Genomic DNA, 23,074 nt, shown 5'->3' on the forward strand with positions numbered 1-23,074 from the left:
AGAAAAAGCTGTTGGTATGTTATACCATCCACTTCGACGATTAACATAAGCTCTTTACACATGAAGTCAGCGATATAATTCAGTACCGGTCTTTGCCTGCGAAATTGATAGCCACCCATCCTTCTGCCACTAAGCACATATTTCCAAAGGCAAGCTTCAGCTTTCGTCATATCAGACCTATTCTCATGAGCAAAACGCCGAAGTCTTTTATTATACCACAGATTATTGTTGTTAGGGTTCTCCATAAAACTGGACTGGAGAACAAATTTATCAGTGTAATATTGGAATGTAAAAGTGTAATTAGGAAGCGGTCGATTTGGAAAATTTAACGGAAATCCACCCCCTGCCCCCGCCAGCGGGGGAAAGCGTGATGCCTAAAGGCTGTAAGTCCTAAAATACGTTTACCGGATTTAATTTAATCACTAGTGAGTCTTTTCAACAAAAGATGTGTCCAAACATAGCTACCGGCAGGCAGGCAACTATTTTCGGAATTTCTTCGAAACAACGGCCTCCTTTGTGCCTCCACTATAATCATAAAAGCCGCAGCCTGATTTAACCCCCAACTGTCCGGAGGTAACCATGTTAACCAGCAGAGGCGATGGAGCATATTTAGAATTACCAAAACCCTGATAAAGTACATTTAATATCGCCAGGCAAACATCTAGTCCTATGAAATCGGCAAGCTGCAAGGGACCCATGGGATGAGACATTCCCAGTTTCATTACCGTGTCTATCTCAGTAACCCCGGCAACTCCCTCATGCAAACATTGTATAGCTTCATTGATCATTGGCATCAGGATTCGGTTTGCAACAAAGCCCGGATAGTCATTCACTTCAACCGGCACTTTTCCAATTGTAACTGCCAAATCCATCGTTATTTTCGTTGTTTCCGCTGAGGTGCTAAACCCTCTGATAACTTCCACCAGTTTCATTATCGGAACAGGATTCATAAAGTGCATTCCGATCACCTTGTCAGGGCGGCGTGTAGCCGCAGCTATTTTTGTAATTGAAATAGATGACGTATTGGAAGCCAAAATAGCGGAGGGTTTACAGAATTTATCCAGCTCTCTAAATATCTTTAATTTTACATCCAAATTCTCGTTTGCTGCTTCGATCACTAAATCTGCATCTTTTACACCTGGCTCCAGCAGAGTGAATCCATGTATATTTGAGATAGCGTCTGTCTGCTGAGACATTTGAATGATACCTTTTTGTACCTGCCTCTCCAGATTTCTGCTTATATTTTTTAATGCATCTGTGATTCTCTCCTGAGATAAATCCACGATGTTTACCTTGAAGCCTGAAAGGGCGAACGCGTGGGCTATACCATTCCCCATGGTTCCAGAGCCTATAACTGCAATAATTGTCATGTCCATACGATTTACAGCGGAAAGATTCACGCGATTGTGAATAACGCTTAGTGGCAAAGATAGAAATTGGCACTATTCGGAAAGGCATTAACTAATACTTATATAAAGTCAATTTGATAATTGTTACATCTGCAACACGTTTGTTACATCAAAGTTACACGACTAATACAATTGGTATGTGCGAAAAACGCTATTTTCGCAAATTAATACCCTGTCCTATGGGGATTCTAACCAATTAATAAACTAAACCAAATTCAAATGAAAAGAAAATTACTAGCTTTCTTATTGTTAGGGTTATTAGCAATCACTACTGCAATGGCTCAGAATAAGACGATTACTGGCAGAGTAGTAGGTGCCGATGATGGATTGCCTTTACCAGGTGTATCTGTACGGGTCAAGGGCGGGACAGCGGGCACTTCTACAGGTACAGATGGAAATTATTCCCTTACTGTACCATCGAATGCAACTATTCTCAGCTTTACTTACATCGGTTATGTTACAAAGGATGTAAACATAGGTTCTTCTAATAGCGTTGATGCCCGTTTGGTAGCTGATGCAGCGCAGCTTTCTGAAGTAGTTGTGATTGGTTACGGTGTACAGAGTAAGGCTTTAAGTACTCAGGCAGTCTCTACAGTGAGTGCAGCAGCATTTAAAAATGTACCTATGACCAGCCCACAGCAACTATTGCAAGGACAGGCAGCAGGTGTACAAATGACCAATTCTTCTGGCGTATTAGGCGCTGCATCCTCTATTCGTATTAGAGGCGCATCGTCAATTTCTGGTGGCGGCCAACCTTTGTTTGTCGTTGACGGTGTTCCTTTAAATGACGGATCCTATTCATCAGCTCAGGGGGGAGGTTCAGGATTGAATCCTCTTCTTAATATCAATGCTAATGATATTGAATCAATGACAGTCCTGAAAGATGCGGCTGCTGTGGGGATATATGGATCCAGAGGCTCTAATGGCGTAGTACTTATAAAAACTAAAAGTGGTTCTTTGAATAAGAAAACTGCTGTCAGTTTTGACTATTTTACTGGAGTTTCTGAGCCAACTAGCTTATTGAAATACATGACTGCTGATGAGTTCAGGGGCTTCGTCAATGATTCCAGAACCGCAAGAGGATTAGCTGCAGCGACATTTCCTACTGAAAGTTTTGATTGGGTAGATGCCGTCGTTCAAACTGGAAAAACAAATTCTTACAATTTATCGGCCGCTGGCGGTGATTCCAAAACAAGATTCTTTGTAGGGGGTAACTTCAATAAAGAAAGTGGTTTTACAATTGGAAATGATTTGGCAAGATTATCTGGAAGGTTCAATTTTGACCATAATATCTCAGAGAATATAAAGGTTGGTGTTAACTATAACTTATCCAGAGCTAACAGCGATAGAGTAGGTGTGGAAAATAATACCTTTGCTCCATTAACTTCATCATATTTGCAGTTACCGTATACAACACCTTATGACGCAAATAATAATTTCAAAAATACCGGATTTATTCAAAACGTTTTAGCCATTGAAGCATTGAATATTAATGACTTCAATTTACAAAGAAGCACGGGTAACGCATTTGCTGAATTTAGGATTTTGAAAGACTTTAAGTTCAAAACTGACTTTGGAATAGATAATATTCAGACTGAAGGAAAAAGCAGAAATGTTAATTTATTTGTACCAGGTGGAACGGGTTTCAAAGACAACCAAAAGGACTATAAATGGTTATCAACAAATACTTTGGATTACAATAAAGTATTAAACAATCATACTTTTGGAGGATTACTAGGGTACAGTTATGAAACTTCTAGGGATGATTATATGGCAGTGGGTGGTTCAGGTTTTGCAAGTGATAGATTGCCTAACGTAGGTTCCGCATCAACACCAACAACTACTTTCGCATCAGGTACGGAATGGGCTTTAGAGTCTCAATTCGCAAGATTGAGTTATAATTTCAAGAATAAATATCTTTTTCAGGGTTTAGGAAGACGTGACGGTTCGTCTAGATTTGGAGAGAACCAAAAATTTGGATTATTTTATGCCCTATCTGCGGGTTGGATAGTTTCCGAAGAAAGTTTCTTGAAAGACTCTGAGGTTATTAATAATTTAAAATTTACAGCCAGTTACGGTACTTCCGGTAATGACAGGATAGGAAATTTTAGCTATCAGGAACTATTTGGAGGAGGCGTTGGAGCTGATTATAATGGAAGTGCCGGCCTAATTCCAACTCAGGTACCCAATGCAGACCTTAGTTGGGAAGAAACAGCACAATTTGACGTAGGCGTAACTACTACTCTCTTTAATGTGTTCGACATAGAGGCTAATTACTATATTAAACGGACTAATAGGTTGTTGGCTGCCGTTCCTTATCCTTATACCACGGGATATACAAGTGCCACAATCAATGTGGGTGAAATGGATAATACAGGAGTTGATTTACTTTTAACTTCCCGTAACATCAATAAGCCCAATTTTAACTGGACTACTTCGTTGAATATAGGATTTGTTAAGAATGAAGTGAAGTCATTACCAGTAAATAAAGACCCGGAAGGCAGGGATTTTTTAGTAGGTTCCGCAGCTCAGAGGGCTATTGTAGGGGAGAGCTTGAACACATTTTATATGGTGAGATATAAGGGTATTAATCCAGCTACTGGTGATGCTGAATGGCTAACTAAGGATGGCGCTGCAACTACCACTTATTCACCTAATAATCGTGTTGTGGTGGGTAGTGCAATTCCTGATTTCACAGGAGGTTTTACAAATAACCTAAGTTATAAAGGCGTTGATCTTAATGTATTCTTTAATTTTGCTTACGGCAATAAAGTACTTATTGACGGTCTTAGATTTACAGAGAACGTAAATACTGGAGGGTTTAACAAAAGCACGGATTTATTAAATTACTGGAAGAATGCTGGAGATAATGCATTTGCTCCAAGATTGAGTAGTCCAACAGCAGCTAATTTCCAACAATTATCTACACTACAACTACAAGATGGTTCCTATTTGAGACTAAAAACGGCAAGTTTAGGATATACAATTCCTCCAAGCTTGATTTCTAAAAGTAAGATTTTAACGAACGCCCGTATATATGTTTTAGGACAGAACTTAATTACCGTTATGAATAAAGATTTCAGAGGTCCAGATCCTGAAGTTTCTGCAAATGGAGGTTCTAACCTGATATTAGGGGAGTCCTTTTTTGCCCTTCCCCAAGCGAGGACCCTCACTTTTGGAATTAACCTAGGATTTTAAGAACAAAAAATAAAGAGATGAAAAAGAAATTAATCATATACTCAATTACAGGAGCATCATTGTTCGGTTTTTCTGCCTGTGAAAAAAAGCTGGATTTGCAGCCTGAACAAAGTTTGTCAGCAGAGGTAGCTTTAAGTTCTAAAGAAACAGCTACAAGTGCATTATTCGGTGTTTATAGTTCACTTCAAACATTAGAAGCTTTCGGCGGCCAACCACAAATAATCGGAGACTATCAAGCGGATAATGTTTTATTTGTTGGATCCTTTCCTACATTACAGGAAATAACGAATTATAATGTAATATCTTCCAATGCGACAATTGAAACGATCTGGCTTGCGCACTACCGTGCTATTTTAAGGGCAAATAAGATTATAGCAAAGGTGCCCCAAGTTGTAGATGTATCCTATACTGATGCTCAAAAAAAGCAAGCTGTGGCCGAAGCTAAATTTTTACGTGCATTAACGTATTTTCAATTATCGAATTTATTTTCCCAGCCGTTTCAATTATCCGGTGGAACGAATCTTTCGGTTCCTCTGGTATTGGAATCTTTTGAAGGGGAAATTTCATTTCCAGCACGTGCAACACTAAACGATGTTCAAAACCATATTAAAAAGGATCTTACAGAAGCTATTGTTGATCTACCGGCATCGTACAGTTTGCCAGCTGATACACGAGGTCGTGCCACAAAAGGTGCAGCACAAGCTTTATTGTCCCGGCTACATCTTTACAGAAATGAATGGGCTAATGCTGAGACTTTCGCAAGACAGGTTTTGGCGTCTCCTTTATATGTTTTGGCTTCAAATTATGCTTTTTATGATGGCAATACACCAGAAGATGTATTTTCTATTCAAAACTCAGCCACTGATAATGGAAGAACCGGTAGTGGTGGTTGGGCAAGTTATTACCAGCCTGCTGCCAAAGGTGGTCGTGGAGATGCGCCTTTTTCAGCGTCGTTATTGGCAGCTTATAATGAAGAGGCTGGAGACAAAAGGTTTACTTCTTTAAATGCAATGGGTGCTGCTGCAGACGGTATTGCCCGACCATTCACATTGAAATTCCCGGATGCGATTAACAATACGGATAATTCGCCAATTATAAGAACCACTGAAGTAGTTTTAAATTTAGCAGAAGCTATAGCAGAACAGAGAGGTGTTAATTTAGAGTCGATTACTTTAGTAAATCAATTGAGAACTCGTGCTGGACTTCCAAGCTGGACAATAGCAACTTTTATGACTAAAGCAGCATTTATTGATGCAATTTTAAATGAAAGAAGAAAAGACTTAGCATTTGAAGGTCATAGAAGAATGGATTTACTAAGAAAAGGCAAACCCTTAAGAGCTACAGGACCTGAGGCTTCTAAAGCAACCTATGGCGGTAACTTAACTATATTGCCTATTCCCTTTCGTGAAATTGATCAGAATAAAGCGTTAGTACAAAATCCAGGATATTAATTTAGTAGATCCTGATAATAATCTAAGTCGGATTTTGGACTCGGGATTATAATTTTTCATAAAAAGAGCGATCAATTGGATCGCTCTTTTTATTGGCCCATGGTTCAGAAAGATCTGCTGCCGTACGTATCAATGCGAAAGAAATCGAAAATTTACCTGTACAAAGTTTTGATTGCACTAGGTGCAATAAACATTAGGGTCCGTGGAGTAGGAAATTTGGTAAATTTAAAGCAACGCCTCCTTCGTGATGGCGTTGCTTTTTTTTTGCACAGTTTTTTAATTTTCTAATTCAAATTGAAAGCAATTTTATCTAGCTATTTATACTGATGAATAGGTTTTTAGCGAATTCGCCTAGATTTTTTCTGTTTAATTCGCTAAAAAAGGGAATGCGTATGATTTTAGTATTCGAGTGTTTGGCAATTATTTTCTCTGAATTTGCATTTTCATCTCCACAGAATATAATCACACTGAGATTTATATTTCTTGATTTTAAAATCTCAGCAGACATCAGGGTGTGATTTATGCTGCCCAAATAGTTCTGTGATACGAGTACCACTTCTGCATCAAATTTTTTAATTAGATCAATCATTAAATCCCGGTCGTTCAAGGGAACCAATAATCCCCCGGCGCCTTCTATAATCAGTAGATTTTCTGTTTCAGGGAGAATGATTTTTTTGAGATCAATTTGCACACCATCCAGTTCCGCAGACTTATGAGGTGAAAAAGGTTGTGTCAGCCGGTATGCTTCAGGATGAAATACAGATCTTGTATTCGACACTAATTCTTTGACCTTGTCCGTGTCAGTATAATCAAGATCTCCCGATTGGACAGGCTTCCAGTAATCTGCCTGAAGGTTTTCAACCAGGACTGCGGATGCTATTGTTTTTCCTATTCCCGTTCCTATGCCGGTAATAAATATTGGCTTACGTTTCAAAGTATTTGATTTAGTGTATTGCTTAAGTTCAAAATCTCTGCTATGGAATTATGGTTATGCAAACTAATTCTCAATCTTTCTGCGCCCTGGGGAACAGTCGGACTAAGAATCGGCCGGACATCGAACCCGGAGCTTTGTAACGACTTTGCTTTTTCCCTTACTTCGACGTTTCCAGGAACTAACAGTGCATGAATTGCAGACCTGCTGGAAATTATATTAATGAGTGGGTCCAGTCCTGATTTAAAAGCTTCTATTCTTTCATTTAATTTGCTTTGATGATCTCTGTTCTGTAAAAAAGCATAGGAAACTTTAACTGCTAAATGATTGAGGATAGGCGAAGCCGTAGTATATATGAATGATCTGGCGTAGTTTATCAGGTAAGTGCGCAGTTGCATACTTCCAATCACCGCCGCTCCATGAACTCCGAGGGCTTTGCCGAAGGTTACAATTCTCGCGAAAATTCTTGAGTTCAGCCCTAGTTGGTCTGCTAAACCTCTGCCTTGTCTACCGAATACACCAATCGCATGCGCTTCATCTGCTATAACTGCTGCATTATATTGTTCAGCAAGGGCGCAAATCTCTTGTAGCGGAGCTTCATCACCATCCATCGAGTACACCGTCTCAATGGCTATATAAATGCGCCCCTTTGCAAGTTTTAGCTTTTCTTCCAGGCTATTTAGATCATTATGTTTGAAAACGTATCTGGTTGCATGGCTTAATCGAACCCCATCAATTATAGATGCATGTACAAACTGATCGCAGATTATTGTATCACCGCGCTGTGGGAGGCTAGCGAATATTCCGATATTGGCATCATAGCCGGAATTAAATAGGAGTGAGGCTTCTGAATTATGAAATCCAGCAATTTCGGATTCAAGATCTTCGGTAAATTCGTTATTTCCTGAAAGAAGCCTGGAGCCTGTGGACCCAAGAAAGTAATCAGGATGTTTGCCGATTTCTTTTTCGAAGGCTGCTTTCAGTTCGGGTGACCTTGCAAATCCAAGATAGTCATTAGAGCAAAAATCGATCAGAGAGCTTTCAGGCTTTAATGACCTTATTGAATCATTATTTTCCCTCTCTTTTAAGGTTGCAGAAATAAAATCGTCGATCGGATTCAAGTTTTTTTGTTAAAAATAATAAAAGCGTCCTGAAAAGGCCGCTTTTATTATTTCGGAGCAAAGTTTATCTGACTCTGCCTCTCGGTCCCTGCGACCTACGGCCTTTCATTCTTTCCTGGGACAGCTTTTTCATCTCATCATAAGATTTTTGCTGCTCTGTATTGAGAATCTTACTCAGCTCTTTTTCAGAGTCCTCCATTATCGAATTTTTCTTCTTCATCTGGGTTTCGCGAAATTCGCGTTGAGACTTCATGCTTTTGTCCATTTTTTCAGCACGCTCAAGTTTTAAAGTGTAAACCTTTGCCTTCTGTTCGGCACTTAAGCTCAATTTCTTTTCTAAAGCATCTGTGGCCATTTGGGCATGTTGTTCAGGTGTCCTTGCCTGGCGGACTCCGTCTGGTCTTTCAGTTCTTACACCTACATGACGTGTTCTCTCCGTACGACCCTGAGCGTATCCTAAGCTTATTAAACTTGCTACTAAAGCTGTAGTAATCATCAAATTTTTCATATCTGTTTATTTAAGTTATACAAAATGATAGATACAAATACATGGCTAAAGTTTAATCCGTGTGTTAAAAAATGTTAATTATTATCTCTGTCCAGTTTTGAGATGGATTTTTGCATTTGTGAAATCATGGTTGTTAGAGTTTCCAGTGTCGGTTCAGGCGTGGGCTCAGGGAAATTCGTACTTATAAATGCCTTTGCCTGCCATATTTCTAGAACATCTTCTCCGGGAATACTGTAGGGCTCATAAATCGGATTATCAGAAATTAGCTTCAGTGACTTATTTTCTTTAAACCGATTGCCCACACGTTTATAAACAATTCCGTCATCTTTACTAATTACGATATAAGTGTCTCCGGGTTTTAAATCATTCCAGTTACTTAGATATTCTCCAACGACAACCGTTCCTGACTGTAAAGGAAGCATAGAATCCCCTTTTATTTCAAATGCGCGGTAAGTACCCTGACGGAACATAGGTAAATGAAACTTTGGAAGCTCACTGATATACTCCGGATCGGCATAGCCATTCAAGTACCCTGCGCTGGCTTTTACAGGTACCAATTCAATGTTTTCCCGATCCTGGCTATCCACTGAAATGCTGAGCACCCGAATATTTGCCGGGTCTCCCTTTGGTTTGGGCTTCCACTTATCATCTATCCGGTCATTAATTAACTCATCCATTGAAAGCTCATAGCATTCGGCGAATTTTTTTAGCAATTCATATTTCGGCTCTGCACGATCTTCTTCATATGCGCCTACCAGTGAACGTTTAATGTCCAGGTTATCTGCGAATTGCTGTTGTGTGAGACCCTTTTTCTTTCTCAGGTACTTAAGGTTGGAAGAAATATATGCCATTTTAAATATAAATTTGGTATTGCTAATATTGTTAGTATATTTATGCTCATAAAATTAGCAATTAATTTTAAAACCAACAATTTAATTTAAAATATATGCCGATCCTGACAACACCCTCGACGAAGATGAAAAAGTTCGTTTATTTAGTAACAGACCGTAATCGCAGCTGCCTTCACGTTGGAATGAGTACCGACTTAATTAAGACAATGACTTTTTACAGGCAGATGCCTAATTTATTTTTCGATTCTGGGCAGCAATTAACTCGTCTGGTATACTTCGAGGAACTGAATTCAGAGAATACTGCAGTTCAGCGTTTTAAGCTTATTAGTAAGTTTACGCGTACACAGAAAGACAGGATGATAAGATCAGTAAATCCTGACTGGATAGACCTGACCATTGGACTGGATTACGAACAGATTTTAGTATCAGGAATACAGCCTGTAAAGGCAATGGCCCGAAATTTTTCCTGATTATTGACGGACAAACTTTAGAGCGGCAGAGTTCATACAATACCTTTTTCCGCCTTTATTGCGGGGTCCGTCGTTGAAAACGTGACCCAAATGAAGACCTGTTTTTGCTTCTACAACTTCTTCTCGTATCATGCCATGGCTGGAATCTGTAACAATGGCAATAGCGCCTGCCTTTACCGGCTTAGTAAAGCTTGGCCAGCCAGTACCAGAGTCGAATTTGTCTTCTGAGCTGAATAGCGGTTCACCTGTGGCAGCACTAACATATATTCCTTTATCATGATGATCATGGTAAGCATTATTATAGGGGGCTTCCGTTCCTCCTTTCACCATCACCTGGAATGAAACTGGGCTAAGTATTTTCTTCCACTCACTTTCCGATTTCTGGATCGGATATACTTTTGAAATTTTGGCCACTTGCCTCTTCTTACCTGATTGAGCTTGTGCAAAAAAGCCGAATAGAAATATGATTGCGATAAAATTTAAAAGATACTTCATAATAATTCTTATTAGTATACCAATTTACGAAAGAAGTTACCAATTTGGTTTTTGATATAAGGTTAAATAATGTTATAGGCGAATAGGCACTAGTCAAGAATGTAATTTCATAAAAAAAGCGATCCGGAGATCGCTTTTTTACTATCTTATATTTTACCAGCCAGGCGCAAACACCAGTCCGAAGATCCCAGCATTAACGTCGGTTCTTTGGAATGGAAATGCATAGTAAGGTTCAAGTACAAAGTACCCGAATACGTTCACACGAAGTGATATACCTGCACTCATCGCCGGAACCCTTTCAAGGTAAGCCCCAGACCCTGTTCCAACAACACCTGGTTCCCTTTTGAAAGCAACTTTTGAATTACTATCATAGGCCATACCGGCATCAAAGAACAAATTCAGATCTGAGAAAAGGAATTTAGATTCGATCTGCGCCAGCTTTGCAGGTCCTGTAAAAGGTAAACGTACTTCAAAATTTGCAACCGCTATACGGGAACCAACCAGTTGATTAATATCAAATCCACCTGTAGCCGTCGCCGTCCCGTTCCTGTAGAAGGAGTTAGCTTCATAACCTCTGATCAATTGACCCATACCTGCGTACATCTGAAACAGTCTGTTTTCATCACGCCCGAATCTGGAATAGGTGTAAACACGTGCGGCGAGAGTAATTGGTTTCATCCGAACATACTTTCTGGCATCAGCAGTTAGCGCACCTAATTTAAAGTCACCCATGTAGTTTTCGATACCAAATCGATAACGGAAACCATCTAAGGGGGAAGTAATACCTGAGAACGAATTATCACCTACAAATGCTGCATTTAAGGTTATAGTCGTAAAAGGATCAAAAGGTGCACCGTATGTTTGTTCGGCTGCCTCATTTGATAATTTCGCTCTGTCCTGGCCTACAGGAAGAAAGTTATTAGGATCATAATAGTTACTGAAACGATCTATCCGATAACTGTATCTTGAAATTCCTGATCCGGCCTCGAAACGATGGTTTTTTGAAAAAGGATATGATCCAAAAACTTGAAATTGGTCTTCAAATGTTCTTATAATATCAAAACTCTCGTTAAACACCCGGCCATAACCGTCGAGATTTTCAAATCCTTGACTAACCTGGCCGGAAACGAAGGGAATGTGGGATACCACCCCACCCCAGTTGATCCTGCTTTCCTGGTTAATATAGGCCACCTGTCCCCCAAAATCATAGATTTCACCATTAACAGATGCAGTAGCGAAAATTTGATTTCGTCCTAATATATCACTAAAAACCCCCTGTATACCACTGGACAAGCCAGATCCAAATCGCCCCACCGAAGCCCCAACGCCATTGCTTGATAAGTAATCAAGCTTGAATTTTGGCTTATAGCCAATGGTTCTTATAGAATCATTTGGGATTTCTTCGAAACGCTCAAAATTGTTGAGGTTAGCGTTAATAATGTCTACACCAACTGATTTTGAAGGAGGAAGCATTGCTGCATCGAAATTCAAAGCGTTCGGCTCGACTTTCTCTGGGGTAAAGTCAGAAACTTTCGCGTTGTATATTGTGTATTTCTGAGCCCTGTAATAGGAATAAAGCACATCGCCTTTATTCGAAAGGCTTAGCGCAGGAGAATATTCCGTTATCCCGCTTATCCCGGTAAAATAACTGGTTAGTTTTTCTACTGTACCACCGGCAATAGAGTATCTATACATATTCCTGAAACCATCCCGGTTAGAGAGAAAATAAATACTTTTATTATCTGCCGAGTACTGGGGATTTAGATTGTTTGCGCCATCGAATACAGGGATATCTGTTACAGACTTCGTAGCCAGATCTAATATAGCAAGGCTCATAGTTATATCAACCGTCACAGAAGATCTGTCGAATGTGTTCCTGTCACTGCTGAATACCATTGTCTTACCATCTTTCGAATAACTTGGATGATACTCCGAGTATTTGTCGTTGGTAAGCTGAGTCATTACATCTGTTTTCAGATTAAACTGATAAAGATCACTTTGACCCTCTTTCAAACCCGAAAATGCAACGTCAGATCCATTAGGTGACCAGGTAATGTTACTAAATTCTTCTACCGCACCCATCGCATCTGTAGAAATCGTTTTACCTGATTCGATATCAATTATGATCAGCTTAGTTACGCCAGCGCTAAAAGCACTAAAAGCAAACTGTCGACTGTCGGGCGACCATGCACCAGCAGATTCAATAAAATTGAACTCATCAATATGGGAGTTTTTAGATTTACTGGTTAGCTTTCTGATGATCTTTCCCGTCCGGGCATCGGCCAGAAAGAGGTCAATGCTCAAAAGATCTTTTTCAGAAAGAAAAGCAACGTAATTCCCGTCAGGAGAAATTGCCGGCGCAACGTTATAACTTTCACCTCCATTTTTTTCATTAATTATAAGTTTCCCAATAGGTACCTGAGAAGTATCTTTTAGATAGGGCTTATAAGCGTTCTCTATACTTGTCTTCCAAAGACTTGACAAGGTTCTTTCATCGTAGCCGAAAGTCCGCCTGATCGCCATTTCATAGCCATATTTGGCCGTTTCCTTAAAGAAAGGAACAATAACTGTATCACCGTAAGTAGAACCTATGTACGACCAGAAAGCTTGTCCGTAACGGTATGGAAAATATTTGTTCGAGGTTGTCAGATCCCTTAAAGATGGGATATCCTTATTCAGGAAAGCATCCCGCATCCACATTGCTGTATACGCATCTTGTTTTCCTACAGAAAGATATTCGGCCATTCCTTCTACCATCCACAAGGGCAGATTACCAATATTTTCAAGGTTCGTAGAATCTCCTTCTATAAGTGTGTGGTATTGAAACGCGTGTACAAGTTCATGGCCTAAAACGTGCCTTGTCTGATGATTCAGTATAGAGATGGGCATGATAACCCTGTTCTTCATTCCTTCAGTTACTCCGCCTGTACCAACACCAATTTCTCCATCAAGAGCGGTAGTTTGCTGGAAATCCGGGTGATTTGAATAGAGGATGAAAGGGTTTTTCTTTGTAAACGTATCTCTAAACACCTGTTGATGTAAATCATACCAAACTTCTGCTTCTTTGGCAAATCGCTTTACCAGACTATCGTTTTTCAAATAATAGTATAATTCGAAGTGTGGCGTCTCATAAACCTTAAATTTCAAGTTTTTATACCTTACTTTATTTTGTCCAAAGTACTGAGCTTGAACATCAGTTCCCAGGCTGAATATGAGGGTGACAAGTAATAGGGACGAAACAAGCCAGGTTAATTGCTTTCTTTGTGTTTTCTTATTTTTTATCATTATATCTGTGGAAAAGTCTCACCCTAAACTACGTAAAATTTCTGATTTCGATTTTTTTGGAAACGAATTTATATTATAAGAAGTATCAGCGGTTAATTGTTTTGTTTGACTTTGTTTTCCCTTCGTTCTTCCCTTACTTCTCGCCTTGTCTTTTTTTCCTCCGGAATAGGCTCTGCTTTTGTAGCAGCAGGAGGCCGGGTAGCGGGCTGCGGATTAATTCTGATTTCCTGCTCCCGTGGTGTAACTGGGTTTGGGATCTCCGGAACGGGGTTTATTGAGGTATCGGTACTTACATCTGGAATAAGAAGGGAATCCACATAGGAACTATCTACAGCAGAAGAATCTTCATCGTATCTAGGAGTTGGACATTGATATATTCGGGTGATAGTTACCGAAGGTTTTGGGAAGGGCCCGAGCGTAATCCCGAGACTTGGATCCTTATAAACCTTCTCCATAAATTTTGCGAAAATGGGTAATGCAGTGCGCGAGCCCTCGCCAGTTTCAGAGGTATTAAAATGTACACTCCGTTCATCGCAACCTACCCAGACTCCCGTTACCAGATCTTTTGTCACGCCCATATACCAGCCATCTACATAGTCTGAAGATGTTCCGGTTTTACCCCCAATCTGATTGTTCTTCTTAAAGAGATCCCATTCCCACAATGCCTGTGAAGTTCCGCCGTTTTCATCCATTCCTCCACGCAGCATATATATCATCAGCCAAGCGATCTCCTCGCTAAGAGTCCGTTTTTGTTCTGATTTGAACTCCTCGATTACACGGCCTTCCTGGTCGGTTATTTTTTCAACAAGAATCGGTTCAGATTTGATCCCTTTGTTTAAAAAAGTACCATATGCCCTCACCATCTCAAATACGCTTACATCATTGGGACCAAGGCTTATCGAGGGCACCGCTTTCAGTTCACTTTCAATACCGCTCAAATGAGCATACTTAACAACATTTTCTGCACCAACTTCCTGAGTTATTTGGGCGGTAATGGAGTTCACAGACTTTCCCATAGCAGCGCGAAGCGACATTTCGCGTCCTGAGAAATTCCAGTCAGCATTTTTGGGTTCCCAATATTCAGTTTTACCACCATTTTCATAAGGTATACGAACGGGTTTGTCGACAAGTTTATCGCAGGGGTTCATGCCGGATTCCAACGCAGCGAGATAAGCAAAAGGTTTGAAAGTGGATCCTGCCTGTCTCTTCGCTTGATTCACATGATCGTAATTAAAATATTTATGATCAATTCCTCCAATCCAAACCTTTATATGTCCGTTGAAGGGATCAAACGTCATCATTCCGGTATTCAGGATTTTTGCATAATATTTGATAGAATCCAGTGTGGAATATTTTACCTCTTTCTCGCCATTCCAGTTAAAAACTTTCATTTTTTTAGGCAGATTGAGGTAATAGTTAATTGAATCCTGGTTATTATCGTATTTCTTTTTTAAGGAATTATAATAGGGAAGGCGCTGCGCAGCTTTTTCCGGAAAATCTAAAATTTCTTTACCGTCGGCAGTACGCCAGGGATTTTCATTGCCCCACACATTTTCAAGTCGCCTTTGTAATAACTTCATCTGGCTATTGACGGCCTCCTGGGCATATTGCTGTAATTTGGAATCAATAGTTGTATAGATTTTCAAGCCGTCAGTATCAAGATCATAACCATTGTCCTCACACCATTTCTCCAAATAACGGGCTACCGCAGAGCGAAGATATGATCCTCCGTCACTGCCTTCGTCTAAGCTCCCTGGTTTTATCATCAGCGGCCTCTGACTGTATTTTTTGTATTCCGCAGGTGTGAGATATTCGTATTTTTCCATCTGTGAAAGCACAACATTCCGTCGTTCCAGAGATTTTTCAGGATTTCGGACGGGATTATAAGTGGTGGTGGCCTTTAGCATGCCAACCAACGTAGCAGCCTCTTCAACCTGGAGTTTAATTACATCCTTGTTAAAATATCGTTTGGAGGCTGTTTTAATTCCGAATGTGTTACTGCCGAATGGTACCGTATTAAGATAGAGTGTCAGGATTTCATTCTTGGTGTAATGGCTTTCTAGCTTGTATGCCGTAATCCATTCTTTAAATTTATATACAACTGTTCGCACAAGTGGGATATATTTAACCGCGCCTTGCGATTTTCTATTCCTGGTACTGTATAGATTTTTTGCCAGCTGCTGGGTAATTGTACTTGCACCCCGGCGTTCGCCGGAAGCTGTTGAAATCATGCTCGATATAAAAGATCTGAAATCTACACCGCTATGATTAAAAAACCTGACATCTTCTGTAGCGACAAGCGCATCAACCACTGCCGGAGAAATGCTGTCATAGACTACTGGAGTTCGGTTTTCTTTATAGTATTTTCCAATCAGCTTGCCGTCAGAAGTATAAAGTTCGGAGACGACATTTAATACAGGGGTTTTGATGTCTTTGATAGTAGGGGAATATCCAAAAAGCCATAGAAAGTTTAACTCCAGGGCACAAAAAAACAAGACGATAAAGTACAATGTTATGACTGAGTAGCGAAGTGGTTGGTTCGTAATTCTTCTGAACATGAGGTAAAGATGAGGAAATCGTGAGTAATATGGCGTAAAATTAGTGAATTTTAGATATTCAGGGATTTAACGAAATTAGGCGCTGAAAATTTTTAAATTGCCGCTTAGCAGGATTTTTAATATGGATAAAATCACCCAACAATTTAAAGTAGATAATGTCAGTGAGTTTAAACTCAAAGATCATGATCCGGAATTTAGTGGTAAGTTCAGCAAGGACATGTCTATCGAGATCCTGACAGAATTAAAAGTGGAGATGGAGCAATTACAGGAAAAACTGTATGCAGCCAACAAGCATTCTTTGCTGATCATCTTCCAGGCTATGGATGCGGCTGGAAAAGATAGCGCTATTAAACATACCATGAGCGGCCTGAATCCCCAGGGCTGTCAGGTGTTTAGTTTTAAGCAGCCAAATATGGAAGAACTTGACCACGATTTTCTGTGGCGGCATTCCAAGGCACTGCCAGAGCGGGGGCGCATAGGAATTCACAACAGATCGCACTATGAAAATGTACTGGTTTGCAGAGTGCATCCTGAGTATGTGCTAAATGAAAGAATTCCATCAATATCATCTATTGGAGATGTCGATGATGATTTTTGGAATCGCAGGTATGAAAGTATCAGGGAGTTTGAGAGGCATATCAGCGAGAGCGGAACGGTGATCATCAAGTTCTTCCTGAATGTCTCAAAAGAAGAACAAAAGAAGCGGTTTTTAGAAAGGATCGAAGATCCCCTGAAACATTGGAAATTCTCATCTGCCGATATCGACGAAAGACGAAAATGGGACAACTACATGGACGTTTATGAAAAAGCCATCATTGAAACTTCCGTCGAACATGCACCCTGGTATGTGATACCCGCCGACAAAAAATGGTTCACCAGAATTGCAGTAAGCAAGGTAATTATCGATACCATGAATTCGATTAAACTTGATTTGCAAGAAATAACTGATGAGGAAACTGCTAAGCTGAAGGAGTGCAGGGCACTGTTAAAGGAAGAGTGATCGGTAATCAGTAATCGGTTGTCATTAATTGGAAATCGGTGTTCGGAAATCAGTGATTAGTAATCAAAATCTGTAATCCTGGCTGTAATTGGTATTCAGTGATCCGTTAAGGCCCAGGTTTTCCAACTCGGTATGTATGGTTCTCAACTCTCAACCCAAAATTGTCTTTTTATTTACTGATTAGTTTAAAATTATCCGCGTCTTTCAGGAAAGGAAAGGCTGTTCTGGCGTTTTCTACCTCTTCCTTATTGATGCTAAATGTATACAGATCCTCATCGTTTGGTTTGTAGTAGACTACTTTGCCGTTCGGATCAATGCACATGGAATCACCGGAATGATAAACCTCATTACCATCGTGGCCAACGCGATTAACGCCAATCACAAATGCTTGATTTTCAACGGCTCTTGCCGGAATTAAGGTTCTCCAATGCAGAGAACGTTTCTCCGGCCAGTTAGCTACTATAAGAAGCATATCGTAATCTTCATCCTTATTACGAAGCCATACCGGGAAGCGCAGGTCATAACAAATCACGGGGCAGATCTTCCAGCCATTTAGTTCAACTATAAGTTTTTTGGTGCCTGCAGTGTAATGTTGATCTTCCTCGCCTAAGCCAAATAGATGTCTTTTATCATAATGCTCAAAACTCCCGTCAGGACGCATCCAGATTAAGCGGTTATAATATTTATTGCCTTCTTTAATGATGAGGCTTCCTGTTACTACACTCTGGAATTTCTTCGCCTGCTCGAGCATCCATGACATGGATTGACCCCCCATTTCCTCGGCAAGCGACTTAACGTTCATAGTAAAGCCCGTACTAAACATTTCAGGTAATATAATAAGATCTGTTTTTTCACGGATTGAAGAAAGTCTCAAGCCAAGGTTTTGTAGATTCTTATCAACATTCTCCCAGAACAAGTAGGCCTGAAAGGTGGTAATTTTAAGTGTATTCATTCGTGATTACTCATACGATTAAAGGAGGTAAAAGTTGCTGTCACACTCCAGATAATCTATGAACGGCTTTTTCAAGTGTTTCTTGCTTCTTGGCGAAACAAAATCGTAACACATGATGGTCTGTATTTTTATAATAAAATGCCGACACAGGTACACTGGCAACACCAAATTCTATCGTTAGCCTTTTTGCAAGCTCTGTATCTTTCTCCTCACTGATCCGGCTGTATTGCACTGATTGGAAGTAGGAACCATAACAAGGCAACAGGTCAAATTTGGTATTAATCAACAAGTTAGAGAAAAAATCTTTCTTAATCTGAAAAAAATGACTCAGCTCAAGGTAATTATTTTGATCTTTCAAGAAATCTGCAATTGCGTATTGCACAGGTGTGTTTACACTGAAAATCTGAAACTGGTGTACTTTTCGAAATTCTTTCATTAGCCATTTTGGCGCCATGCAATAGCCTACTTTCCAACCTGTAGCATGCAGAAGCTTTCCAAATGATGCTGTAATAAAGCTGCGTTCCTTAAGTTCTGGATACCGGCAAACGCTCAGGTGCTCCTTCCCGTCGTAGATTAGGTGCTCATAAACCTCGTCACTGATAATCAGGATGTTTGAGTTACGGGTCAGGGCAATTAGCTCCTTCATATCCTCATCTGTCAGGGTGATACCTGTCGGATTATTCGGTGAATTAATAATGATCATCCTTGTTTTGGGATTCACAAGTTCCCGGACTTCCTGCCAGTTAATTTTATAATCTGGTGGAATTAATTCCAAACTCTTAACCACACCACCCAGCAGAGAGACTGTAGGGGCATAGCAATCGTAAGCTGGCTCAAAAATGACCACTTCGTCACCTGCTTGAATAACGCAGGCCATGGCAGTAAATAACGCTTGTGTACCGCCTGCAGTTATTGTTATTTCTGAATCGGGTATATAACTGGATCTGTGAATTAAATCCTGCTTATAAGCGATGATTTCCCGCAACTGTATCAAACCGGCCATAGGAGCGTATTGGTTATGTCCTCCTAACATGTATTTATTTACCAGGCTTACCAGCTCAGGCGAAACTTCGTAATCAGGGAATCCCTGTGAAAGGTTGATGGCATTGTATTGGATTGCCAATTGAGACATGACGGTGAAGATTGTTGTGCCGACGTCGGGTAGCTTAGATTTAAGATGCATAGGTAGCTAAAATAGGGATTAGGTTATTAGCATTCATAGGATTGTAGGATTCATAACACCCCCTTGATACTTGACACTAATTTTCCCATCTTACCTAAACCAAACCCACAACCATGACCTTTAAAACCAAAGAGAGCCGCCTCTTCCTAATACTTGGATCTTTTCTGATCGCTAATGCAATTCTTGCTGAGTTTATAGGTGTTAAAATATTTACTGTGGAGGGCTCCTTGGGAATACCCAAATTCGATATTAATATGTTCGGTGTGAAGGATCTGTCATTTAATATGTCGGCTGGGGTAGTTACCTGGCCTTTTATTTTTATAATGACGGATATTATCAATGAGTATTTCGGGGTAAAGCAAGTGAGATTTCTGTCGATACTGGCTTCTATACTCATTTGCTATGCATTTGTAGTGGTCGGGTTTGCTATGGGACTTCAATCTTCAGATTTCTGGGTCAATCAAACAGTTAATGGTTCAACAATCAATATGGATACCGCATTTAACAGCATTTTTGGTCAGGGAATGTGGATTATTGCAGGTTCAATTATTGCATTCCTGGTCGGACAAATGGTTGATGTTGTTATTTTCCAGAAGATCAAAAGCAGCACTGGTGAGCGATTTTTATGGCTGCGCGCTACGGGCTCAACGCTTGTCTCTCAGTTTATAGACAGCTTCGTGGTAATTTTTATCGCTTTTTATATCAACCCCGCGTTTAATTGGAGCTGGCAAATGGTAGCTGCAATCGGACTGGTTAATTATACCTACAAGTTTCTGGTGGCTATCCTAATGACGCCGCTTCTCTACGTAGCACACAATTTCATTGACCGTTATCTTGGAAAAGAACTTGCTCAAAAAATGGTCCTCCAGGCTTCCGAAAAGTAACTACTTCGGTTGAACGCTGATCAGTTCAACTTCGAACATGAGGGTGCTGAAAGGCGGAATATCCGGTCCTGCTGCTCTTTCTCCGTAGGCTAAAGCGTATGGGATAAAGAAACGGTATTTCGAGCCGCCAGACATTTGTTGTAAACCTTCAGTCCAGCCTGGAATCACCTGGTTAAGCATAAAAGTTGCTGGCTCCCCGCGGTCGTAAGAGCTGTCAAATTGCTTACCATTCAACAAGGTACCTTTATAGTGAACAGTAACTTCGTCTGTCGCCTTGGGCTTGACACCCGTTCCGGGAGTGAGAATTTGATACTGTAAACCACTTGGAAGTGTTACAATACCCATCTTTTTAGAATTCTCACTTAAAAATTTTGAACCTTCCGTGATGTTGGATTCGAATTTCTTTTTCTCGATTGAACCCAGGAAGCTCATAATAAGTTCCTGGCATTTCTCCGGACTTAACATCGGACCGTTTGTAGCAAATACGTCGCTCAGCGCTTTTGCAAGAAGTGTATAATTTAAGCCAGTTACACCCCTTGATTTAATATCATTACCTATGCTCACGCCGAAGGCATAACTCGCCGAATCGAATTGACTTTTAAATATCGGTGCGGCAGGTTTAGCCTGGGCAGTAGCTGCAGGCTTAGCTTTTACTGCAGGTTTAGCTGCGGTCACAGCCGGTTTAGGTTTAGACGACACCGGTTTGGTTTGTGCGGAAGTATATGTGTATATTGCTACAAGAGCAATAAGTACAAAAATTTTTTTCATTTTGGGATAAATTATGGTGCCGCAAATATAGAAAGCGCTTGCCAATTAAGAACTATACCATTGTTTTTTGTTTCGGATATTAATCTTAAATTGAGGGTATGCCTGTAAATTATATTGCGCTCTCCATCCCCATTTTCTTCCTGTTAATAGGTATTGAGCTAGGATACACAGTTTATAAAAAACTTGGCTATTATCGTTTAAATGATTCTTTATCAAACCTCAGCCAGGGTATCGGCTCGCAGCTGGTCGGCATATTTCTTAAGACAGCCACCTTTTTCTCCTATCTCTACATTTATAACAACTGGAGGATCTACGAATTCCCAAATACTATTTGGACCTGGCTTTTATTATTTATAGGAGTTGATTTTTTTTATTACTGGTTTCATCGAATGAGCCACGAAGTTAACGCCCTCTGGGCGGCTCATATTGTTCATCATCAATCCGAAGAATATAATCTCACGGTAGCTTTAAGGCAATCGTGGTTTCAGGGCGGTTTCTCTTGGGTATTTTATCTACCCCTTGCATTTGCAGGCTTCGAACCTGTTATGTTTCTTACCGTCAGCGCGTTCAATACCATTTACCAATTTTGGATACATACACGTGCTATCGGTAATATGGGGCCGCTGGAGTGGATTATTAATACTCCTTCGCATCATCGCGTTCACCATGGATCCAATCCACGGTATATCGATAAGAACCATGCCGGCACACTCATTATATGGGACCGCTTATTTGGAACTTTTCAGAAGGAGGAAGAAGAAGTGGTTTATGGAATAACAACGCCCCTGGCGAGCTGGAACCCGGTTTGGGCAAATTTTCATTATTGGTCTGATTTAACACAAACCGCTCTTAAGAGCAGGAGTTTTACGGATAAATTAAATATATTTCTTAAGCCTCCGGGTTGGTTTCCGGACTCGCTTGGCGGGACGCAGGAACCTCACGAAGTAGATAAAACCCTCTATGCGAAATACAGTCCGGAGTATAGCGCCTCACTGATCCCTTATATCCTGGTGCAGTTTTTTATTTTTCTGGCATTAAGTAATTATCTCATAGGCGCATACCAGAATCTGAGTCCCGCCGTGCTTAGCGCTTGTACTGTTTTGGTGATTGCAACACTTACAACCTGCGGTGCGATGCTGGAGCACAAGAGCTGGATTATACAGTTTGAATATTGGAGATTGGTAGCCTGGCTGCTCACACCTGTTTTATTTTACGGGCATACTTATTTCTTATTCATTCTGTTAATAAGTAGCTTTATTGCCTTGGTATCTTTGATTTGGTTTTACCGCCTTCAGAAATAAAATTTATGCTGAAACGACACGCCCTCTTCACAGTACTCTTTCTTTTTATTTCAGGCGCAAATATTTTTGTCGAGCTTGATGCAGCTACAGGTCTTAATCTTTTCGTTAAGCCCCTTATTTGTATTTCACTGGCAATCTATCTTTTGAATATGGCCAATTTGGCCTCAGGTTTTAATCGTTTTATTCTTGCGGCAATTATATTATCCCTTTTCGGTGATTTCTTCCTGCTTTTTGCAGCCGACAACAGTTCGTTTTTCATGTTTGGGCTTATCGCATTTTTAATAGCTCATGTATTGTATTCCATGGCATTCTTCCGCGATTTCAAGAACGATCCGCAGGCTTCCAAGTTTTTCGGCCACCTCATGCTATTCTTTATGGGCGTTTTTTCACTGAGCTTTTACACCTGGATTCGTGATTATCTAGACGATCTCCGAATTCCGGTTATGGCCTATATGTTTGTCATATCCATTATGGTAATCCTCGCAGGCTATCGCTACCATCGGGTTAATTTACTGAGCTTCCGGTTAATTTACTTCGGTGCCATTTTTTTCGTCATTTCCGACTCGAGCCTGGCTTATAATAAATTTGTTGAGCCCTTTCCGTATTCGGGAGTGCTGATCATGGGGACGTATATGCTAGCACAGTATCTGATAGTGATTGGGGCAGTGGAGAGGGTGGTGGTCGTTCCGGCGACTGGAGATAGGTAATT

The 23,074-nt window shown here is 40.4% G+C and carries 19 protein-coding genes; 7 read left to right on the top strand and 12 right to left on the bottom strand.

Annotated elements, in window-relative coordinates; genetic code table 11:
• The coding region (locus tag ACLL8Z_RS00550) for an endonuclease domain-containing protein (protein WP_411272792.1) at window positions 1–245 on the bottom strand (245 nt) is incomplete at its 3' end.
• Window positions 246–479: 234 nt separating this feature from the next.
• Window positions 480–1,376 carry a 3-hydroxyacyl-CoA dehydrogenase family protein gene (locus ACLL8Z_RS00555; RefSeq protein ID WP_411272793.1) on the bottom strand — a complete coding sequence of 299 codons (897 nt, stop codon included), beginning with the start codon at window positions 1,374–1,376 and terminating at the stop codon, window positions 480–482.
• A gap of 252 nt (window positions 1,377–1,628) precedes the next feature.
• On the opposite strand from ACLL8Z_RS00555, the gene ACLL8Z_RS00560 reads away from it, so the two are divergent.
• Together ACLL8Z_RS00560 and ACLL8Z_RS00565 are read left to right on the top strand one after the other, a co-directional pair.
• On the top strand, window positions 1,629–4,607 hold the full coding sequence (locus tag ACLL8Z_RS00560) for a SusC/RagA family TonB-linked outer membrane protein (RefSeq protein WP_411272794.1): 2,979 nt from the start codon (window positions 1,629–1,631) through the stop codon (window positions 4,605–4,607).
• Window positions 4,608–4,624: 17 nt separating this feature from the next.
• Window positions 4,625–6,058 carry a RagB/SusD family nutrient uptake outer membrane protein gene (locus tag ACLL8Z_RS00565; protein WP_411272795.1) on the top strand — a complete coding sequence of 478 codons (1,434 nt, stop codon included), beginning with the start codon at window positions 4,625–4,627 and terminating at the stop codon, window positions 6,056–6,058.
• A gap of 310 nt (window positions 6,059–6,368) precedes the next feature.
• Here ACLL8Z_RS00565 and bioD read toward each other — a convergent pair whose 3' ends face one another.
• The 4 genes from bioD to ACLL8Z_RS00585 all read right to left on the bottom strand — a co-directional run bounded on the left by bioD (window position 6,369) and on the right by ACLL8Z_RS00585 (window position 9,469).
• The gene (bioD, locus tag ACLL8Z_RS00570) at window positions 6,369–6,992 is read right to left on the bottom strand and encodes a dethiobiotin synthase (protein ID WP_411272796.1); all 624 of its coding nucleotides are present in this window, start codon (window positions 6,990–6,992) and stop codon (window positions 6,369–6,371) included.
• On the bottom strand, window positions 6,989–8,110 hold the full coding sequence (locus ACLL8Z_RS00575; RefSeq protein ID WP_411272797.1) for an aminotransferase class I/II-fold pyridoxal phosphate-dependent enzyme: 1,122 nt from the start codon (window positions 8,108–8,110) through the stop codon (window positions 6,989–6,991). The genes bioD and ACLL8Z_RS00575 overlap by 4 nt, the downstream gene beginning before the upstream one ends.
• Window positions 8,111–8,174: 64 nt before the next feature.
• A complete protein-coding gene (locus ACLL8Z_RS00580; protein WP_411272798.1) occupies window positions 8,175–8,618 on the bottom strand; it encodes a hypothetical protein in 444 nt (147 codons plus the stop codon).
• A 74-nt stretch (window positions 8,619–8,692) separates the two neighbouring features.
• Window positions 8,693–9,469 carry an XRE family transcriptional regulator gene (locus ACLL8Z_RS00585; RefSeq protein ID WP_411272799.1) on the bottom strand — a complete coding sequence of 259 codons (777 nt, stop codon included), beginning with the start codon at window positions 9,467–9,469 and terminating at the stop codon, window positions 8,693–8,695.
• A 95-nt stretch (window positions 9,470–9,564) separates the two neighbouring features.
• On the opposite strand from ACLL8Z_RS00585, the gene ACLL8Z_RS00590 reads away from it, so the two are divergent.
• Window positions 9,565–9,939 (top strand): GIY-YIG nuclease family protein, encoded by a 375-nt coding sequence (locus ACLL8Z_RS00590; protein ID WP_411272800.1) that lies wholly within the window; start codon window positions 9,565–9,567, stop codon window positions 9,937–9,939.
• On the opposite strand, the gene msrB is transcribed toward ACLL8Z_RS00590, so the two are convergent.
• The 3 genes from msrB to ACLL8Z_RS00605 all read right to left on the bottom strand — a co-directional run bounded on the left by msrB (window position 9,940) and on the right by ACLL8Z_RS00605 (window position 16,277).
• Complete coding sequence (msrB, locus tag ACLL8Z_RS00595) at window positions 9,940–10,434, bottom strand: peptide-methionine (R)-S-oxide reductase MsrB (protein WP_411272801.1); 495 nt, start codon at window positions 10,432–10,434, stop codon at window positions 9,940–9,942. It lies immediately after the preceding gene.
• A 153-nt stretch (window positions 10,435–10,587) separates the two neighbouring features.
• Window positions 10,588–13,719, bottom strand: coding sequence for a DPP IV N-terminal domain-containing protein (locus tag ACLL8Z_RS00600; RefSeq protein WP_411272802.1), 3,132 nt, complete (start codon window positions 13,717–13,719; stop codon window positions 10,588–10,590).
• A 92-nt stretch (window positions 13,720–13,811) separates the two neighbouring features.
• Complete coding sequence (locus tag ACLL8Z_RS00605) at window positions 13,812–16,277, bottom strand: transglycosylase domain-containing protein (RefSeq protein ID WP_411272803.1); 2,466 nt, start codon at window positions 16,275–16,277, stop codon at window positions 13,812–13,814.
• Window positions 16,278–16,398: 121 nt separating this feature from the next.
• On the opposite strand from ACLL8Z_RS00605, the gene ACLL8Z_RS00610 reads away from it, so the two are divergent.
• A complete protein-coding gene (locus tag ACLL8Z_RS00610; protein WP_411272804.1) occupies window positions 16,399–17,277 on the top strand; it encodes a polyphosphate kinase 2 family protein in 879 nt (292 codons plus the stop codon).
• Window positions 17,278–17,446: 169 nt separating this feature from the next.
• Here the strand turns inward: ACLL8Z_RS00610 and ACLL8Z_RS00615 are convergent, their stop codons facing one another.
• Window positions 17,447–18,229 (bottom strand): amidohydrolase, encoded by a 783-nt coding sequence (locus tag ACLL8Z_RS00615; RefSeq protein ID WP_411272805.1) that lies wholly within the window; start codon window positions 18,227–18,229, stop codon window positions 17,447–17,449.
• Between the two features lie 40 nt (window positions 18,230–18,269).
• Complete coding sequence (locus tag ACLL8Z_RS00620) at window positions 18,270–19,412, bottom strand: methionine aminotransferase (RefSeq protein WP_411272806.1); 1,143 nt, start codon at window positions 19,410–19,412, stop codon at window positions 18,270–18,272.
• A gap of 113 nt (window positions 19,413–19,525) precedes the next feature.
• On the opposite strand from ACLL8Z_RS00620, the gene ACLL8Z_RS00625 reads away from it, so the two are divergent.
• Window positions 19,526–20,296 carry a queuosine precursor transporter gene (locus ACLL8Z_RS00625; RefSeq protein ID WP_411272807.1) on the top strand — a complete coding sequence of 257 codons (771 nt, stop codon included), beginning with the start codon at window positions 19,526–19,528 and terminating at the stop codon, window positions 20,294–20,296.
• Here ACLL8Z_RS00625 and ACLL8Z_RS00630 read toward each other — a convergent pair whose 3' ends face one another.
• A complete protein-coding gene (locus ACLL8Z_RS00630; protein ID WP_411272808.1) occupies window positions 20,297–21,064 on the bottom strand; it encodes an FKBP-type peptidyl-prolyl cis-trans isomerase in 768 nt (255 codons plus the stop codon).
• A gap of 98 nt (window positions 21,065–21,162) precedes the next feature.
• Between ACLL8Z_RS00630 and ACLL8Z_RS00635 the strand changes: the two genes are divergently transcribed.
• Together ACLL8Z_RS00635 and ACLL8Z_RS00640 are read left to right on the top strand one after the other, a co-directional pair.
• Window positions 21,163–22,365 carry a sterol desaturase family protein gene (locus ACLL8Z_RS00635; protein WP_411272809.1) on the top strand — a complete coding sequence of 401 codons (1,203 nt, stop codon included), beginning with the start codon at window positions 21,163–21,165 and terminating at the stop codon, window positions 22,363–22,365.
• Between the two features lie 5 nt (window positions 22,366–22,370).
• Window positions 22,371–23,072, top strand: coding sequence for a lysoplasmalogenase (locus ACLL8Z_RS00640; protein ID WP_411272810.1), 702 nt, complete (start codon window positions 22,371–22,373; stop codon window positions 23,070–23,072).
• The last annotated feature ends 2 nt before the right edge of the window (window positions 23,073–23,074 follow it).

The sequence above is a fragment of the Daejeonella sp. genome (assembly GCF_046590655.1).
Lineage (GTDB): Bacteria > Bacteroidota > Bacteroidia > Sphingobacteriales > Sphingobacteriaceae > Daejeonella.

Coding starts and splice junctions, on each gene's coding strand:
- ACLL8Z_RS00555 (WP_411272793.1), bottom strand. CDS start 1,376: ATGGACATGACAATTATTGCAGTTATAGGCTCTGGAACCATGGGGAAT.
- ACLL8Z_RS00565 (WP_411272795.1), top strand. CDS start 4,625: ATGAAAAAGAAATTAATCATATACTCAATTACAGGAGCATCATTGTTC.
- ACLL8Z_RS00620 (WP_411272806.1), bottom strand. CDS start 19,412: ATGCATCTTAAATCTAAGCTACCCGACGTCGGCACAACAATCTTCACC.
- ACLL8Z_RS00605 (WP_411272803.1), bottom strand. CDS start 16,277: ATGTTCAGAAGAATTACGAACCAACCACTTCGCTACTCAGTCATAACA.
- ACLL8Z_RS00630 (WP_411272808.1), bottom strand. CDS start 21,064: ATGAAAAAAATTTTTGTACTTATTGCTCTTGTAGCAATATACACATAT.
- ACLL8Z_RS00635 (WP_411272809.1), top strand. CDS start 21,163: ATGCCTGTAAATTATATTGCGCTCTCCATCCCCATTTTCTTCCTGTTA.
- ACLL8Z_RS00610 (WP_411272804.1), top strand. CDS start 16,399: ATGGATAAAATCACCCAACAATTTAAAGTAGATAATGTCAGTGAGTTT.
- ACLL8Z_RS00625 (WP_411272807.1), top strand. CDS start 19,526: ATGACCTTTAAAACCAAAGAGAGCCGCCTCTTCCTAATACTTGGATCT.
- ACLL8Z_RS00560 (WP_411272794.1), top strand. CDS start 1,629: ATGAAAAGAAAATTACTAGCTTTCTTATTGTTAGGGTTATTAGCAATC.
- msrB (WP_411272801.1), bottom strand. CDS start 10,434: ATGAAGTATCTTTTAAATTTTATCGCAATCATATTTCTATTCGGCTTT.
- ACLL8Z_RS00590 (WP_411272800.1), top strand. CDS start 9,565: ATGCCGATCCTGACAACACCCTCGACGAAGATGAAAAAGTTCGTTTAT.
- ACLL8Z_RS00615 (WP_411272805.1), bottom strand. CDS start 18,229: ATGAATACACTTAAAATTACCACCTTTCAGGCCTACTTGTTCTGGGAG.
- ACLL8Z_RS00580 (WP_411272798.1), bottom strand. CDS start 8,618: ATGAAAAATTTGATGATTACTACAGCTTTAGTAGCAAGTTTAATAAGC.
- ACLL8Z_RS00585 (WP_411272799.1), bottom strand. CDS start 9,469: ATGGCATATATTTCTTCCAACCTTAAGTACCTGAGAAAGAAAAAGGGT.
- ACLL8Z_RS00640 (WP_411272810.1), top strand. CDS start 22,371: ATGCTGAAACGACACGCCCTCTTCACAGTACTCTTTCTTTTTATTTCA.
- ACLL8Z_RS00600 (WP_411272802.1), bottom strand. CDS start 13,719: ATGATAAAAAATAAGAAAACACAAAGAAAGCAATTAACCTGGCTTGTT.